General features: G+C 64.7%; 18 protein-coding genes. 7 read left to right on the plus strand and 11 right to left on the minus strand.

All coding sequences use genetic code 11. From position 1 onward, the window contains the following. Window positions 1-21: 21 nt before the first annotated feature. From NKH04_RS06405 to NKH04_RS06415, 3 genes are all read left to right on the plus strand, one after another. Window positions 22-246: a F0F1 ATP synthase subunit C gene (locus NKH04_RS06405; protein ID WP_320232093.1), complete on the plus strand. Its 225-nt coding sequence runs from the start codon at window positions 22-24 to the stop codon at window positions 244-246. 64 nt (window positions 247-310) lie between these two features. Further along, a complete protein-coding gene (locus NKH04_RS06410; RefSeq protein ID WP_352969382.1) occupies window positions 311-886 on the plus strand; it encodes a F0F1 ATP synthase subunit B in 576 nt (191 codons plus the stop codon). Window positions 887-896: 10 nt separating this feature from the next. Then, window positions 897-1,388 (plus strand): F0F1 ATP synthase subunit B, encoded by a 492-nt coding sequence (locus NKH04_RS06415; protein WP_023674071.1) that lies wholly within the window; start codon window positions 897-899, stop codon window positions 1,386-1,388. A 249-nt stretch (window positions 1,389-1,637) separates the two neighbouring features. On the opposite strand, the gene rnhB is transcribed toward NKH04_RS06415, so the two are convergent. Next, on the minus strand, window positions 1,638-2,333 hold the full coding sequence (gene rnhB, locus NKH04_RS06420) for a ribonuclease HII (protein ID WP_352470693.1): 696 nt from the start codon (window positions 2,331-2,333) through the stop codon (window positions 1,638-1,640). Window positions 2,334-2,501: 168 nt separating this feature from the next. Further along, window positions 2,502-3,656, minus strand: coding sequence for a PA0069 family radical SAM protein (locus NKH04_RS06425; protein WP_254818651.1), 1,155 nt, complete (start codon window positions 3,654-3,656; stop codon window positions 2,502-2,504). Between the two features lie 151 nt (window positions 3,657-3,807). On the opposite strand from NKH04_RS06425, the gene NKH04_RS06430 reads away from it, so the two are divergent. Beyond that, window positions 3,808-4,311: a glycosyltransferase gene (locus NKH04_RS06430; RefSeq protein WP_352612343.1), complete on the plus strand. Its 504-nt coding sequence runs from the start codon at window positions 3,808-3,810 to the stop codon at window positions 4,309-4,311. 188 nt (window positions 4,312-4,499) lie between these two features. Next, complete coding sequence (locus NKH04_RS06435; RefSeq protein WP_353044080.1) at window positions 4,500-5,474, plus strand: phytanoyl-CoA dioxygenase family protein; 975 nt, start codon at window positions 4,500-4,502, stop codon at window positions 5,472-5,474. A gap of 33 nt (window positions 5,475-5,507) precedes the next feature. Here NKH04_RS06435 and moaB read toward each other — a convergent pair whose 3' ends face one another. The 6 genes from moaB to NKH04_RS06465 form a co-directional block, all read right to left on the minus strand. After that, window positions 5,508-6,050, minus strand: a complete 543-nt coding sequence (moaB, locus tag NKH04_RS06440; RefSeq protein ID WP_352540121.1) for a molybdenum cofactor biosynthesis protein B — start codon at window positions 6,048-6,050, stop codon at window positions 5,508-5,510. Continuing rightward, window positions 6,037-6,939, minus strand: coding sequence for a 4-(cytidine 5'-diphospho)-2-C-methyl-D-erythritol kinase (locus NKH04_RS06445; RefSeq protein ID WP_352540158.1), 903 nt, complete (start codon window positions 6,937-6,939; stop codon window positions 6,037-6,039). The genes moaB and NKH04_RS06445 overlap by 14 nt, the downstream gene beginning before the upstream one ends. 26 nt (window positions 6,940-6,965) lie before the next feature. After that, entirely contained in the window at window positions 6,966-7,151 is a 186-nt protein-coding gene (locus NKH04_RS06450; protein WP_023674078.1) for a membrane protein, read from the minus strand. An 81-nt stretch (window positions 7,152-7,232) separates the two neighbouring features. After that, the gene (locus NKH04_RS06455) at window positions 7,233-8,090 is read right to left on the minus strand and encodes a S49 family peptidase (RefSeq protein WP_352501988.1); all 858 of its coding nucleotides are present in this window, start codon (window positions 8,088-8,090) and stop codon (window positions 7,233-7,235) included. A gap of 87 nt (window positions 8,091-8,177) precedes the next feature. Continuing rightward, window positions 8,178-8,978 carry a tRNA1(Val) (adenine(37)-N6)-methyltransferase gene (locus tag NKH04_RS06460; RefSeq protein ID WP_353044081.1) on the minus strand — a complete coding sequence of 267 codons (801 nt, stop codon included), beginning with the start codon at window positions 8,976-8,978 and terminating at the stop codon, window positions 8,178-8,180. Further along, entirely contained in the window at window positions 8,978-9,202 is a 225-nt protein-coding gene (locus NKH04_RS06465; RefSeq protein ID WP_023674082.1) for a putative signal transducing protein, read from the minus strand. The genes NKH04_RS06460 and NKH04_RS06465 overlap by 1 nt, the downstream gene beginning before the upstream one ends. A 426-nt stretch (window positions 9,203-9,628) precedes the next feature. Between NKH04_RS06465 and NKH04_RS06470 the strand changes: the two genes are divergently transcribed. Further along, window positions 9,629-10,645, plus strand: coding sequence for a polyprenyl synthetase family protein (locus NKH04_RS06470; protein WP_352612355.1), 1,017 nt, complete (start codon window positions 9,629-9,631; stop codon window positions 10,643-10,645). A 37-nt stretch (window positions 10,646-10,682) separates the two neighbouring features. Here NKH04_RS06470 and NKH04_RS06475 read toward each other — a convergent pair whose 3' ends face one another. Beyond that, window positions 10,683-12,116, minus strand: coding sequence for an MFS transporter (locus NKH04_RS06475; RefSeq protein ID WP_353044082.1), 1,434 nt, complete (start codon window positions 12,114-12,116; stop codon window positions 10,683-10,685). Window positions 12,117-12,220: 104 nt separating this feature from the next. Between NKH04_RS06475 and NKH04_RS06480 the strand changes: the two genes are divergently transcribed. Beyond that, window positions 12,221-12,826: a TetR/AcrR family transcriptional regulator gene (locus tag NKH04_RS06480; protein ID WP_353044083.1), complete on the plus strand. Its 606-nt coding sequence runs from the start codon at window positions 12,221-12,223 to the stop codon at window positions 12,824-12,826. A 19-nt stretch (window positions 12,827-12,845) separates the two neighbouring features. Here NKH04_RS06480 and NKH04_RS06485 read toward each other — a convergent pair whose 3' ends face one another. Together NKH04_RS06485 and NKH04_RS06490 are read right to left on the minus strand one after the other, a co-directional pair. Further along, window positions 12,846-13,478: a hypothetical protein gene (locus NKH04_RS06485; protein WP_353044084.1), complete on the minus strand. Its 633-nt coding sequence runs from the start codon at window positions 13,476-13,478 to the stop codon at window positions 12,846-12,848. Window positions 13,479-13,488: 10 nt separating this feature from the next. Further along, window positions 13,489-14,838: a YadA-like family protein gene (locus NKH04_RS06490; protein WP_353044085.1), complete on the minus strand. Its 1,350-nt coding sequence runs from the start codon at window positions 14,836-14,838 to the stop codon at window positions 13,489-13,491. Window positions 14,839-14,941: the final 103 nt, after the last annotated feature.

Below are 14,941 nucleotides of genomic sequence, written 5' to 3' on the forward strand. Positions count from 1 at the left end.
TGGAACCACAAGGAGTTTGACATGGAAGTAAACGCAGCAGCTGCAATCGGCGCGGGCATCGCTTGCCTCGGCATGGGTGGCGCCGGCATCGGCCTCGGCAACATCTTCGGCAGCTATCTGGCGGGCGCGCTGCGCAATCCGTCGGCCGCCGATGGCCAGTTCGGCCGTCTGATCTTCGGCTTCGCCGTGACCGAAGCGCTGGGCATCTTCTCCCTTCTCATCGCCTTCCTGCTGGTGTTCAAGTAAGAAACACCGGGCCGACGAAGAGGGGGCGCAAGGTGCGCCCTGACTGTATGGACAGGGGAATGCGATGTTCGTGACATCTGCCTTTGCGCAAGAGTCCGCGCCCGCCGTCGAAGGTGGCAGCGCTGGCACCGGCGTGCCCGCCGAGGCGCACGGCACGTTTCCGCCATTCAATCCGGAGACATTCCCCTCGCAGCTTCTATGGCTGGCGATCACCTTCGGGCTGTTTTATCTCTTCTTGAAACGGGTGGTGATGCCGCGCGTTGGCGGCATCATCGACGTGCGCAACGACCGCATTACCCAGGATCTCGACCATGCTGCCCGGCTGAAAAGCGAGGCCGATGCCGCCGTTGCCGCCTATGAGCAGGAATTGGCGGAAGCCAAGGGCAAGGCCAATGCGATCGGCCAGCAGGCCAACGATGCGGCCAAGGCGGAAGCCGAAGCTGCCCGCAAGACGATCGAGGCAGCGCTTGACCAGAAGCTTGGCGAGGCCGAGGCGCGTATATCTTCCATCAAGGCCAATGCCATGAAGGAAGTCGGCACGATCGCCGAGGACACCGCTTCGGCCATCGTCGAGGCGCTTGTCGGCGGCAAGGCCAGCAAGGCCGAAATCGCGGCCGCGGTCAAATCCGTGGCCGGGTGAGGAGCGCATCATGGACGCCACATCTCTCGCGACGCTTTGGGCAACTGTTGCCCTCGTAATCTTCCTCGGCATCGCCATCTACATCAAGGTGCCGGGCATGATCGCCAAGGCGCTCGATGCGCGTGCCGACAAGATCAGCTCCGAGCTCGAGGAAGCGCGCCGGTTGCGCGAAGAAGCCCAGCAGCTGCTTGGCCAATACCAGCGCAAGCGCAAGGAAGCCGAGCAGGAGGCCGCGGCCATCGTCGCCGCCGCCAAGCGCGAAGCCGACATGCTTGCCGCCGAGGCGCACAAGAAGACCGAGGACTATGTCGCTCGGCGCACCGCCTTGGCCGAGCAGAAGATCGGCCAGGCCGAGCGCGAAGCGATCGGCGAAGTGCGTGCCAGCGCTGTCGACATCGCGGTCGAAGCCGCGCGGGCGCTGCTGGCCGGCAAGATCGACGCCAAGGCCGGCGCCGACCTGTTCAACGCCTCCCTGCAGGATCTGAAGTCGAAGCTGAACTGAACGGCTGCATCAACAAGTCATCGAAGCCGCTCGGGAAACCTGGCGGCTTTTTTGTTAGCGAAAGCGGCCAAGCGCGTAATCTCCCCCCTCGAGGGGGAGATGTCGCCAAAGGCGACAGAGGGGGTCGGTACGTCCTGGCGCGACGCCCTATGGAACGAAAGAGAACGTTGGCGCTTCACGCGAGGCGACCCCCTCTGGCCTGCCGGCCATCTCCCCCTCGAGGGGGGAGATCACACCTTGCCGAATCGCTCAATCCAAATCCGAAAAACCCTCTTCCTCCAGCACCTCGGTGCCGCCGAACCGGAACGGCGCGAAGGAGGCGCGGTGCAGCCGCGCCACTGGCCCGTGCAGATCGATCGCCGTGCGATGGCGCACAGTGGCGTAGCCCATATGCAGTTCGAAGCCGTAACGCGCATGATGGCTGCCGCAGCCGCACATCATGCGGTCGCGCATCACCTTGGCGACGATCGAGGCTGCGGCGATCGACTGCGAGCGCTGGTCGCCCTTGATCAGTGCTTTGCCCTCGCAGGGCAGCCCGGGCGGCACGTCGCGGCCGTCGGCCAGTGCCAGCTTCGGCCGGATTGACAGGCCGGCCACGGCACGGCGCATCGCCTCCAGGCTGGCCTTGAGGATGTTGGAGGCATCGATGCCTTCGGCGCTGACCGAGGCCATCGATACGGCGAGCGCGGAGCCGAGGATTTTCAGGAACAGCGCCTCACGCTGCAAATGCGTCAGCCGCTTGGAATCGTCGAGGCCGTCGGGGATGTTGGCGGGATCGAGCACCACCGCTGCCGCCACCACCGGCCCGGCGAGCGGGCCGCGGCCGGCCTCGTCCATCCCCGCCACCGGCCAAAGGCCTTCGGCCATCGCCCTCGTCTCGAACGAGAAGTCGGGTTTCTCGACGATTTCGAAGAGAAGCGGAGAATCGGAACGCGGGCGAGCCATGGTGCGGCGAGGTTCGCATCGGCTCCGATTCTCCGCAAGTCCCCTCCGGGTCGGGCGGGGCACCGGACCAGGAGGGGGCTACCGTCTGCAAGCCCGGGGACAGGACAGGCCGGACGGGATTTTTTGCCCGTTGCCGGCCGTTTCAACCGGCTGGCGCGAGACGCTTTGTCACAGCAGCATCAGCTGCTCGGTAGCCTTGGCGGCGGGGACGAACTGGTCGGTCCTGAGCGAGCGCCGCTCGGCGTTGAGGCCGAGCCGTTTGGCAGCGATCTCGAAACGCCGGCCGATCTGCCAGGCATAGGGACCGGAGCCTTTCATGCGCTTGCCCCATTCCGAATCGTAGTCCTTGCCGTCGCGCATCGAACGGATCAGCGACATGACGTGGCGATAGCGATCGGGATAATGGCGCAGCAGCCAGTCCTTGAAGATCGGCGCGACCTCCAGCGGCAGGCGCAGCAGCACATAGCCGGCCTCGCGCGCGCCCGCTGCCTGCGCCGAATCGAGGATGCGCTCCATCTCCGGGTCGGTCAGTCCGGGGATGATCGGCGCGACCATCACCGAGGCCGGAATGCCGGCGTCCGAAAGCTGCCTGATCGCCTCCAGCCGCTTGGTCGGCGTCGACGCTCGCGGCTCCATCGTTCTGGCCAGCATCCTGTCCAATGTCGTCACCGACAATGCCACCTTGGCCAGCCCGCGTTCGGCCATGCGTGACAGAATGTCGATATCGCGTGTCACCAGCGCCGACTTGGTGACGATGCCGACCGGATGGCCGCGCGCCTCCAGCACTTCGAGGATCTCGCGCATGATCCGGTATTGCTTCTCGATCGGCTGATAAGGATCGGTATTGGTGCCGATGGCGATGGTGCGCGGCTGGTAATTATCCCTGGACAATTCCTTGTCGAGCAGCCGCGCCGCATCCGGCTTGGCAAACAGCTTCGATTCGAAATCCAGCCCCGGCGACAGGCCCATGAAGCTGTGCGTCGGCCGCGCGAAACAATAGACGCAGCCATGTTCGCAGCCGCGATAGGGATTGATCGAGCGGTCGAAGGAGATGTCGGGCGATTCGTTGCGCGTGATGATGGTGCGCGGCTTCTCGACCTGTACCTCGGTCTTGAACGGCGGCAGCTCCTCCAGCGAATTCCATCCATCGTCGAACACATGCCGGCTGACCGGCTCGAAACGGCCGGACGGATTGATGCCCGCCGACCTGCCGCGATTGCGGTCCGGACGGACACGCATGCCGCTCTGCTCGATCATCGCATTCGCCATTTCGGCCCTGCCAGCGCCGAAGGCTGCAATATCGGCACGCACGATCTGTTCCATCTTGGCCCTTTCCCAGGGACTGTCCGCCCGCTGTCGAATCGCTCTGCTCATGAATGTATTCCTATCGTATCGATGAGAACAAAGCAAGAACTTTCTGGCGGTGCGCCGCAAAAACTGGCGCTGCCCACCGCTTTCCGCTATTCGGCTAAACATGCTCAGCGTCCTGATCGAAACCCTGAATGACGAGGAGGGCCTTGCCCGCACGCTCGCCTCGCTGATCGGCGGCGCGGTCGAAGGCGTGGTGCGCGACGTTCTCGTCTGCGACACCGGCTCGACCGATCAGACGCACCGCGTCGCCGAACATGCCGGCTGCCACTATGTCAGCGGCGGCATCGCCGCCGGCATCAGGCAGGCCAAGGGCGACTGGCTGCTCTTGCTGGAACCGGGCGCGCGGCTGGGAGAGGGCTGGATCGACGAGGTCGTCGCCCATACCGCCAGGCAAACCATGGCGGCGCGGTTCTCGCGGGCACGCGGCAGCCGCACGCCGTTCCTGTCGCGAGTCTTTGCCGGAAATCGCGCTCTCGCCGAAGGCTTGGTGATCAGCAAGCGTCAGGCCGCGGCGCTGTCGAAGAACGCCCGCAGCGCCGAAGCGATCGCCCGCGGCCTGGCGACCAGGAGGCTCCACGCCGAGATCTGGGTCGCGCCGCGGAAGTGACGGCTTACGGTCCCGGTTATGGGAACTCCGCCCAAGCACATTTTCTGGCGGGTCGTCGTTTATTGTGCATTGCACAAAATCTGGCCGGGGGTTACCATTCCCGGCGATATGGGCGAATAGGGTTTGGGGTGTGCCGGAGCGGCGACGACTAACGTCGATGCTGTTCCCTCGACATTTTGAGGACCCCGATGACCCTTTCAAGCCCTGACAAGTCCGGCGCTGCAAGCCTCGAGGCGATCGCACGAAACGGCGGCACGCTGCGCCGCATCGCCGCCCGCATCCCGACCTATCTTTCCGACCTTCGCGAGAATCCGGCATGGCTGCCGATGTTCATGCTGGCCCGCACCATGCCGGCGCGGCGCCTGCACTGGCGCGGTGCAAAGCCCGTTCCGCCGGCGCGCAATGTCGGTGAAACGATGTTCGCCGGCGTCGATCGCGATGCCGTCGTCGGCGCGCTGCGGACGGAGGGGCTCTATTCGGGCCTGATGCTGCCGGCCGCCATCCATGAGGAGATTGTCCGCTTCGCCGAGCGCACGCCATGCTTCGGCAATTTCGACCGTCGGCTGGAATTCCTGCCCAAAAAACACGCCGATGCCGAAAAGCATTTCGGCCGCCCGCTGCTCAGCGGTCACTATTTCGAATGGGTCCTCGACTGCAACGCTGCGGTCGCCGTGCAGCGCGATCCGCTGCTTCTCGATATCGCAGCGCACTATCTCGGCAGCCAGGCCAAGCTGATCACCACCCGCGTCTGGTGGAGCTTTCCGACCGGTGGCGTCTCGGACGCCGACAAGAACATGGCCTCGCTCGGCAAATACCATTTCGACCTCGACGACTGGCGCATGCTGAAGTTCTTTTTCTACCTGGTGCCGGTCGACGCCGATACTGGGCCGCATGTCTATGTCCGCGGCTCCCATAACCGCCGCATCCTGAAGCATCAGCTGACGCTGCTGGTCGGCCATTCGGCGGAAGAGGTGCTGGGCGTCTACGGCGAGCAGAGCCCGGTCACGCTGACCGGGCCGGCCGGCCTCGGCTTTGTCGAGGATCCGTTCGGCTTCCATATGGGCACCGTGCCGACGCTCACGCCGCGGCTGATGATGGAGGTTGGCTTCGGCGTGTCGCCGCCGTCGCGCCGGCGTTTTCACGGCGAGCCGGTCATTCGCTAAACCGAGGTCGCTTGGCTGATACTTCGGTTCGTCTCAGCCGCGCCGCAAATGCTCGTCCAGCCGCGGCATGATCTCGACGAAGTTGCAGGGCATGTGCCGATAGTCGAGCTGCGGCTTCAAGATGCCGTCCCAGGCGTCCTTGCAGGCGCCGGGCGAGCCCGGCAGCACGAAAACGAAGGTGGCGTTGACGACGCCGCCGGTTGCCCGGCTCTGGATCGTCGAAGTGCCGATCTTGTCGTAGGAGATGCGGTGGAACACTTCGGAAAAGCCGTCCATGCGCTTTTCGAAGATCGGCTCCAGCGCTTCCGGCGTCACGTCGCGGCCGGTGAAGCCGGTGCCGCCGGTGGTGATGACGACATCAATCGCTTCGTCCCTTGACCAGCCCAGGACCTTGTCGCGGATCTTGTCGCGGTCGTCGGTGACGATGTCGCGGGCGGCCAGGACATGGCCGGCCTCGGCAATGCGGTCGGCCAGCGTCTGCCCGGATTTGTCGTCGGCGAGGCTGCGCGTATCGGAAACGGTCAGTACTGCGATGTGCACGGGAACGAAGGGGCGGCTCTCGTCAATCCTGGCCATGGGCATCAACCTCCGATGTCACGCTTCGCGTCGCCGCGACAAACCAGTCGGGATGGCGGCTGCGAATATCGACGGCCGCGCGCTTGGCCACATTGCCGGTCTCGAACAGCCCGAAGCAGGTGGCGCCGGAGCCGGACATCCTGGCAAAACCGGCTCCGGCCTTGTTGAGCACGGAAAGCGCCTTGCCGATCGCGGGCTGGATTGCGCGCGCCGCAGGCTCGAGATCATTGCGGGTGATCTCCAGCCAGTTGCGGATGCTGTGGAAGTCGAGGTTGCGCGGCAGCGGCGGCAGTCCCGCATTGTCGCGGCGGCCAAGCGCTTCGAACACGTCGGCCGTCGAGACGGCAGTGCCGGGATTGACGAGCACCAGACCCAGCGCCGGGAAACCCGGCACGAGCGTCAGCTCGTCGCCGATGCCGCGGGCTATCAGCGGCTTGGCTGCGAGGCACATCGGCACGTCGGCGCCGAGCGACAGGCCGATCCGCGCCAGTTCGGCATCGCCGATGTCGAGGCTCCAGGTCTGGACCAGGGCGCGCAGCACAGCCGCCGCATCGCTCGACCCGCCGCCGACACCGGACGCAACCGGCAGGTTCTTTTCGAGCCTGATGGCGACAGCCGGTGCGTGCTGGGGACCGGCCTCGCGCCGCAGTGCATCGCGCGCTCTCACCACCAGATTATTGTCGTCGACCGGCACCGCGGAGGCGTATTTGCCGGACATGGAAAACCCATCGCTGTCGGCAAGTTCCGTTTCGATGCGGTCGCCGAAGCGCGTGAACACAGCCAGGCTTTCGATCGTGTGATAGCCGTCGGCGCGCTGGCCGGTGACGTGCAGCGCGAGATTTATCTTGGCGTGCGCATGCGAAACCCGGATGCCGGCCTCGGCGTTCACTGGCTCGGCCGCGAGGGGGACGACGGTCAATCCTTGGCCAGACGGTATTCGCCGGTCTTCGGGTCCTTGACCAATGTTCCCATTGTACCGTTGGCGGCCTGCTTTTCGGTACGCCGCACCTTGGCGGTCACACGCTCGGCTTCCCTGACGAAGGAGCGGTAGCCGAAATAGGCGGCAATGCCGACGACGGCGAAGAAAATGATCTGCGGCATGTCAAACTCCTCCCTCGCAAGGCCGGCAAGGCCGCCGGTCGGGTCGGTTGATGATTTATGCTAGACGCTTTCACCGGCTTTTCAAAGCCCGAAGCGCGCCCACAGCGCGCGCTCTTCCGCCGCATCGATGACGCCGCTTGCCGCGGCGGCGGCGATATCGGGCGCCGAAAAGCTCGAGCCGAACAGGCCGAAGCGGCCGAACAGGCCGCGCGGCGCGGTGATCAGCTTGAGCTGGGTTTTCGGCCCGAAACGGCTCTTCAGCACGCTGCGCATGTCGCCGAGCGCATCGACCAGTCCGAGTTCAAGCCCCTTCTTGGCCGTCCAGAACAGGCCGGTGAACAGGTCGGGATCGTCCTTGAGCTTGCTGCCGCGCCTGTCCTTGACGAGGTCGATGAAGGTCTCGTGGACCTCGAGCTGCAGCGCCTTCAGGCGCTCGACGTCCTCCTTCTTTTCCGGCTTGAACGGGTCGAGCACCGCCTTGTTCTGGCCGGCGGTGTGGACGCGGCGCTCGATACCGATCTTCTTCAACAGCTCCGGAAAGCCGAACGAGGCCGACACCACGCCGATCGAGCCGACGATGGAGGACGGGTCGGCAAAGATCTCGTCGCCGGCGACCGCAATCATGTAGCCGCCCGACGCCGCCACGTCCTCGACGAAAACCAGGACCTTCTTGTTCTTCTCGCTCGCCAGGTCGCGGATGCGCCTGAAGATCAGCCGCGACTGCACCGGCGAGCCGCCTGGCGAGTTGATCGAGATGGCGACCGCCGGCGCGTCGAAGGAAAACAGCTTTTCGAGAAGGCCGGCGGTGGAAGCGAGCGACAGGCTCGGCCGGAACTGGCCGCCGCCGGGCATGATCGTGCCGTGCAGCCGGATGACCGGAATGGTGACGACGGCGGAGCGCCAGGATTTCGGCAGCAGGCGGTTGAAAAGGCGTTTCACGAGGGGGCGGTCTCCGGTCGATTTGCTTGAGGCATGTAGGAATTCGCCGGGCAACGGCAATGCCGTCACCCCGGCAATCAGAATGGATCAGTCTCCGAAAAGCGACGCCAGCCCGTTATTGATCAGCTCTGCCCGCTCCGAAGGGCCATTGCCTGAATAGGCATGCAGCATCAGCGGTGGTTGGATCGACAGTTTGCCGCGTGCGCCGAGTGCTGCCCGGACGACGATGCGGATCGCCGCCGCTTCGGGGCGAGGATGGACGGCCAGCATCTCGGCATCGCCGAAGCGGCCGGCGATGGCATCGAGGATGGCGCCGAGCTGTTCCGGCCGGGCGATGACGGCCAGCCCGCCGCCCGGTCTGACCACCGCGGCCGCGCTGCGGATCCAGCTGTCGAACAGCCCATCCTCCGAGACATGCGCGGCCTTTCTCAGCGGATCGGGCGTCGCGCGATCCTCGGCGGCATTGAACGGCGGGTTCATGATGACGAAATCGAAGCTGTTGTCCTCAAGTCCGGCGGCCGTTCGCGCCCGGCCCGACAGCGCGACATCGGCGACGAGCACCGAGGCGCGGTCGCTGAGATGCGCATTGCCGGGGTGGGCAAGCGTGGTGGTGGCGAAGGCCGCCATTTCCGGGGAACGCTCGATGAGCACGGCCGCGGCACCGGGGCAGCGCGACAGGACCGCCAGGCCGGCCGCACCAGCGCCCGCGCCAAAATCGGCAAGCCGCCCGGCGAAGGAGGACGGCACGGCAGCCGCCAGCATCATCGCATCCATGCCGGCGCGGTGGCCCGCCTTTCTCGGCTGCACCAGCCAGAAGCGACCGCGATGAAAGGCATCGACCGTATGAGCCGGCATGTCCGGGACAAGGGCAGCGGGCGACGGGGACATTATTTTTGGCGGATCTCGTTAGCGATGCCGGCATCCGTCAGGATGCGCCGCGCCGCATCGGCCTTGTCGGCGTCCACCATGACACGGCGGGGCAGGATGCCGATCGAGCCGTCGAGGACGCTCATGTTCTGGTCGGCGACGAAACAGCCGATGCCGGCATCGCGCATCAGCGATTCGACAAACGAAATGATGACGGCGTCGTTGGTGCGGATGAGCTCTATCATCGGATTAGGGCCATGATCTATCGATATGGTCGAAATGGCGCCTGAAACGGCAAGAAGATGCGAGGAGAAGCGTGAAGGTCGGGGTCTTTCCCCCGGCCGAGCGGTTCGACGACGCAGCTTGCAGCCGTTTCGGCGTCCGGAGGATGTGGTCCATCTGCCCGGCTACTTTGTCGCGAAGGACTTGAAAGCCGAATGGCTTCCTGCGCCTTCGCTCCGCGTATCCGGACAGATGGCCTCACACCATTTCGATCATATCGATAGATCATGGCCCTAAACTCGCAGTTTGCGGCGTTGATGTAAACGTAGGCGTGATCATGTACCAGAGCCGGCGCGCCAATTCGCCTCTTGCCGCGCCGGTGGGTGACACCCTAGAGTCTGTTCAGGGACCATGTTGCCGTCGTGCATATCGAGGTTGGGAGTTTTGCCGTGGGTGTCGTTCTCAACATTGAAAACGGGAAGCGCGAAGCCGCCTCGATAAAGGACCTCATCGACCTGACCGTGGCCGACATGGGGCGCGTCAACAAATTGATCCTGTCGAAGGCCGGCTCCGATGTCGAGATGATTCCGGAGATAGCCAACCATCTGATCTCGTCGGGCGGCAAACGGCTGCGGCCGATGCTGACGCTCGCCGCGGCCCAGATGTTCGGCTATTCCGGCGACGGCCATGTCAAGCTCGCCACATCGGTCGAATTCATGCATACCGCGACACTTCTCCACGACGACGTCGTCGACGAAAGCGGCATGCGGCGCGGCAAGAAGACGGCGCGCATGATCTGGGGCAACCAGGCCAGTGTTCTGGTCGGTGATTTCCTGCTCGGCCAGGCCTTTCGCATGATGGTCGATGTCGGCTCGCTTGAAGCGCTCGACATCCTGTCCAGCGCTGCTTCGATCATCGCCGAAGGCGAGGTGATGCAGCTTGCCGCCGCCAAAAACCTCGAGACCACCGAGGACGAGCATTTCGCGGTGATCAAGGCCAAGACCGCGGCGCTGTTCTCGGCTGCCGCCGAGGTCGGCCCGGTCATCGCCCAGGCGACGCGCAACGATCGCGCAGCACTCCGCTCCTACGGCATGAATCTCGGCCTTGCCTTCCAGCTGATCGATGACGCGCTGGATTACGGCGGCACCAGCAAGGATCTCGGCAAGAACGTCGGCGACGATTTCCGCGAGGGCAAGGTGACGCTGCCGGTGATCCTCGCCTATCGGCGCGGCACCAAGGCCGAGCGCAGCTTCTGGAAACGCGCCATCGAGGACAATGCCGCCGACGATGCCGGGCTGGAAAAGGCCATCGGCCTGATGCTCCGCCACGGGGCGATTGCCGACACCATCGGGCGCGCCCGCCATTTCGGCGAGATAGCCCGCGACGCGCTGGCGCCGCTCGAGGCGACGCCGCAGAAGTCTGCACTGATCGACGTCATCGATTTCTGCATCAGCCGGGTGAATTGACAGGCGTCGCGGCGCGAGGCCGGGACGCCGCCTGTTCTCATCGAGCCTTTGCCGGAAGCACTATTGCTGCCAGCAAACTGACGACGATGCCGCCCGCCGCGAGCCGGAAGGCAACCTGGATGCCGTCGGCGACGGCAATTTTCAACGCATCGCCGGACAATTCGCCGATTTGGCTGTTCGCAATCGCAATCAGCACGGCCATGCCGATGGCGTTGCCGACATTGAGCGTCGTCGAAGCCATCCCCGAGGCGACGCCTTGCTGGTCATGGGCAACGCCGGAAGCGGCGGCAATCCACATTGCGGTCCAGACGATGCCTTGTCCGACGCCGGAGACGATCAGGCCGGGTACGAGGGCCAGATAGCTGCTGTCGGCAGTCGCGCCTGATACCATCAATGCTGTGCCGACCGCGCCGACGATCATGCCGCCGACCAGGGTGCTGCGCGTCGAAAAGCGCGTTGCCAGACGCTCGCCGAGTTGCGTGCCGGTGGCGATGGCGACCGACGGCACGAGAAAGGCGAGGCCCGTCTGCAAGGCAGTGAAGCCGTGCACGTTCTGCAGCAGCACGGTGAGGAAGTAGGGCAGCGCGCCGAAAGTGCCCATGTAGAGGAAGGTTATCGTCATGCCGGCGACGAGGCTGCGGTTGTGGAACAGGCGCAGCGGCATCAGCGGGTCGGCGCTGTTGGCCTCGATCACGGTGAAGGCGATCAGGAAGAATGCCGCCAGTGCTGCGCTGACGATGATTGCGCCAGAGCCCCAGCCATATTCGGGCCCCTGAACCAGGGTGAAGACAAGCAGCGTCGCGCCGGCGGTGACGGTCAGCGCGCCCGGCAGATCGAAGCTGCGCTGCTCGTGCCGCTTGCGATCGCGCGGGATGATGGCGAAAGCCGCGATGATGGCGATCCCGGCCAACAGCACGTTGACGTAGAAGACCGACGGCCAGCCGAAGGCGCTGGTCAGAAACCCGCCGGCAAGCGAACCGAGCGTCAGGCCGCTGGCGCCCGCGCCGCCCCAGACGGCGAGCGCCCGGTTGCGTTCCGGTCCCTCGGCGAACAGGCGGTTGATCAGCGACAACGTCGCAGGAAACAGGAACGCGGCGCCGATGCCTTGCACGGCGCGGGCCGCGATGATGATTTCCGGCGACCAGGCGAGGCCGCCGACCAGAGATGAGAGCGCGTAGAGCCAGAGCGCGAAGGTGAAGACGCGGCGCTGGCCGATCAGGTCGGCGGCCCGGCCGCCGAACAGCAGGAAGCCGCCGGTGAAGACGGTGTAGGCGCTGACCACCCACTGCAGGGTCTGGCCTGAAAATCCGAGGCCGGCGCCGATCTCCGGCAACGCCACGAAGACTATGTTGAGGTCGAGCGAGATGATGAGCTGCGCGAAGGCGAGCAGCGCCAGCGTTGCGCCATGTTTCGCCCTGCTTGCTCCCTGCGTTATCGCCCCGAGCGGCGCGCCTTGATCCAGTGAACTCATGCCGGTCTCCTTGTCGACAATTATTTAATGATCGACAAAGAATTGAGATTTGCAATCCGAAGTCAAGCGGATTATTTGTTGATCGACAAAAATTGGAGACCGCCATGGCGGGAAGGCCAAGGGAGTTCGACCGCGACCAGGCGCTGGAGAAAGCCCGCGACGCTTTCTGGAGACGCGGCTACGAGGGCACCTCGATGGCCGATCTCGTATCGGCGCTTGGTCTCGCATCGGCGCGCATCTATGCCGCCTTCGGCTCGAAGGAGGATCTGTTTCGCGAAGCGGTGGCACTTTACGAGGCCAATGAGGGCGGCTTCGCCACACGCGCACTGCAGGAAGAACCAAATGTCCGGCGCGTCATCGAGCGCATGCTTCGCGACGCCGTCGAAATCTATACGCGGCCGGGGCAGCCGCAGGGCTGCATGGTGGTGACGGCCGCGACCAATTGCGCCGTCGAAAATGACGCCGTGCTGCAATGGCTGGCGGAGCATCGGCTGGCGCGTACCGCATCGATCGTCGAGCGGTTGAAGCAGGCGGTGCGCGATGGCGAATTGAAGCCGGATACCGATGCCGAGACGTTGGGGGATTATTACGCCACGCTGATGCACGGCCTTTCGGTGCAGGCACGCGACGGCGTGCCGAAAGAGCGGCTGCACGATCTTGTCACCGTCGCCATGCAGGCGCTCGACGCAAGCCTTTCGCAAACGTCCTGAGTTTCAGGGCCGTGACGCCTCACTTGCCGGTTTGTTCGGCGGCCCTTCTGGGATTGACCGCCGGCGTCGGCGGGTCGGGTATTTCGGTGGCCACAGGCTTTGGCGGTTGCGGCTCCGTCGCCGGCGCTTCGGGGCCGGCCTTGCTGAGCGCGACCGAGATGCCGAACACCTTCCATTGCCGTTCGACCGGCGCAAACAACAGCTCGAAATTGACCTGCATCGGCACCGAGGGAAAGAAACCGGCCATATGCAACATGCCGTTGGACTCGATCTGCGGCAGCAGCGTCAATTGCGGCTCCAGCACCGCGACGCCGCCGAGGTCGATGCCGTCATTGCGGTGGCTGGCGAAGATCTCGGCAAGCTTGGCCGCATTGTTGGTCTGGAAGCCCGGCGCGCCGAGATCGCGCAGCACCGTGTAATTCCCCGTCTTGTTGGCATGGTCGAGCGCCAGCAGCGAGCCGCGCACCAGGATCAGCACGCCGTTGCGGTCGATATTGGCCGGCTTCGGCGCCTGGGGCTTGGCCGATTTCTGGGTTTTCGACGTTTGCGCCAGGGCAGGCTGGACAAGCTGCGGAACGGCTGCCGTCAGCACCAAGGCGGCCAGCAACATTCTGCCCGTCGGCCGCACCGATCCCGGCAACTTTGCGGTCATGCCGGCTGCATCAGTTCAGCGTCCACGATGCGCCAACGCTGACGCCGACATCGCCACGGCTTGTCGAGGCCGACACGGCGGCGTTGAGGCGCAAATCCAGGCTCGTGCTATAGCCGAGGCCGAGCGCCAGGCCCGACTGGCCCTTGAAATGGCCAAAGCCGCCGGCCAACGACAATTTGCCGGGCCTGTCGTCGTAACGCAATCCCGCTGTCGCCAGCGCAAGCGCCGTTCCGGCGCGGGCTTCCGAGCGGTTTTCGCTGACCTGCTCGCCAAGGTTCTGCAACCCGCCCTCCAGCGCGCTGACGCGGCCGTCGAGCAGGGCGATGTTAGCCTCGTTGATCGTGGTGCGACTGTCGAGGCTGAAAATCTGCGCGGTGTGCAGGTTGAGCGTGTTGGTATTGTTGGTGATACGCGCCTCGTGATCGGCAAGCTGGATCGTATGATCGCCGACCGTCGTGTTGAGCGCGTTGATCTGGTTGGTGTTGTTGACAATGCGCGTCTCGTGATCGGCAAGCTGCATGGTATGATTGCCGACTGTGGTGTTGAGCGAGGCAATCTGGGCGGTGTGGGCTGCCACGTCGTCGGCCAGCCCTTCGATTTCGTCGATATTGACGGAAGCCGTCGCCAAATTGCCCGCAGCGTCCGATGTCACCAGGTATTTCGGTCCGCTCTGGGCCTCCCTGCTGGCTGCGCTGTTGATGCCCGACAGAGTGTAGGTGGCGCTGCTGTTGCCGATAGCCACCTGATTGGCGCGTGTCGTGGTCACACCTTGGCCTACGGCGACTGAATCGGCAAAATTGGCCGTCGCACCGGTGCCGAGGGCGGTGGCATTCACCGCATTCGCCTTGGCCGAGGCGCCAAGAGCGGTAGCGTTGGCCTGGTTAGGGCCTCCCGCACCAGCCTGAGCACGGGCGCCGATAGCCGTCGTGCTTGCATTGTTATGGTTGATGGGACCCGAGATTCCCCCGGCCCACGCATCATCGCCAAGAGCGGTACTGAGGTCTCCATCAGAAACGGCTCTACCGCCGACCGCCGTCGAGGATCCGCCCGCAGCTTGGGCGATAGTTCCGCATGCCATACCGGTGGGCGAAGCCCCGGCGCCATCTGCGCCATAATTTATATCTTCACACACAAACGCAGCCGCCGGAGTCGGCGCGAGGGCCACCAGGCCGGCTGCCGCGGCTATCACCAAAGCTCCGGCCCCGCGAACCGGCACGCGGGACGACATCAGGATGCCGGCAGCCCCCAATGCAGCCGACCACTCAAAGCCTTCTACAACACGGCTCTTCATCGAATTATCCCCTTCTTTCCAGAACGGCGCCGGCCGATCGCAAAGCTCCCGATGAGATGGACCATGCATGAAGCCGGCAACGGCCGGACAGTCGGCAAATGCCTACACTTCGCGGCATTCCCCCTGTTCTTGCAGCGTTTTCAGTCCTGGCTGTTGCAATCTTGCAACGTCG

The sequence above is a fragment of the Mesorhizobium sp. M1365 genome, from assembly GCF_040317865.1.
Classification (GTDB): domain Bacteria; phylum Pseudomonadota; class Alphaproteobacteria; order Rhizobiales; family Rhizobiaceae; genus Mesorhizobium.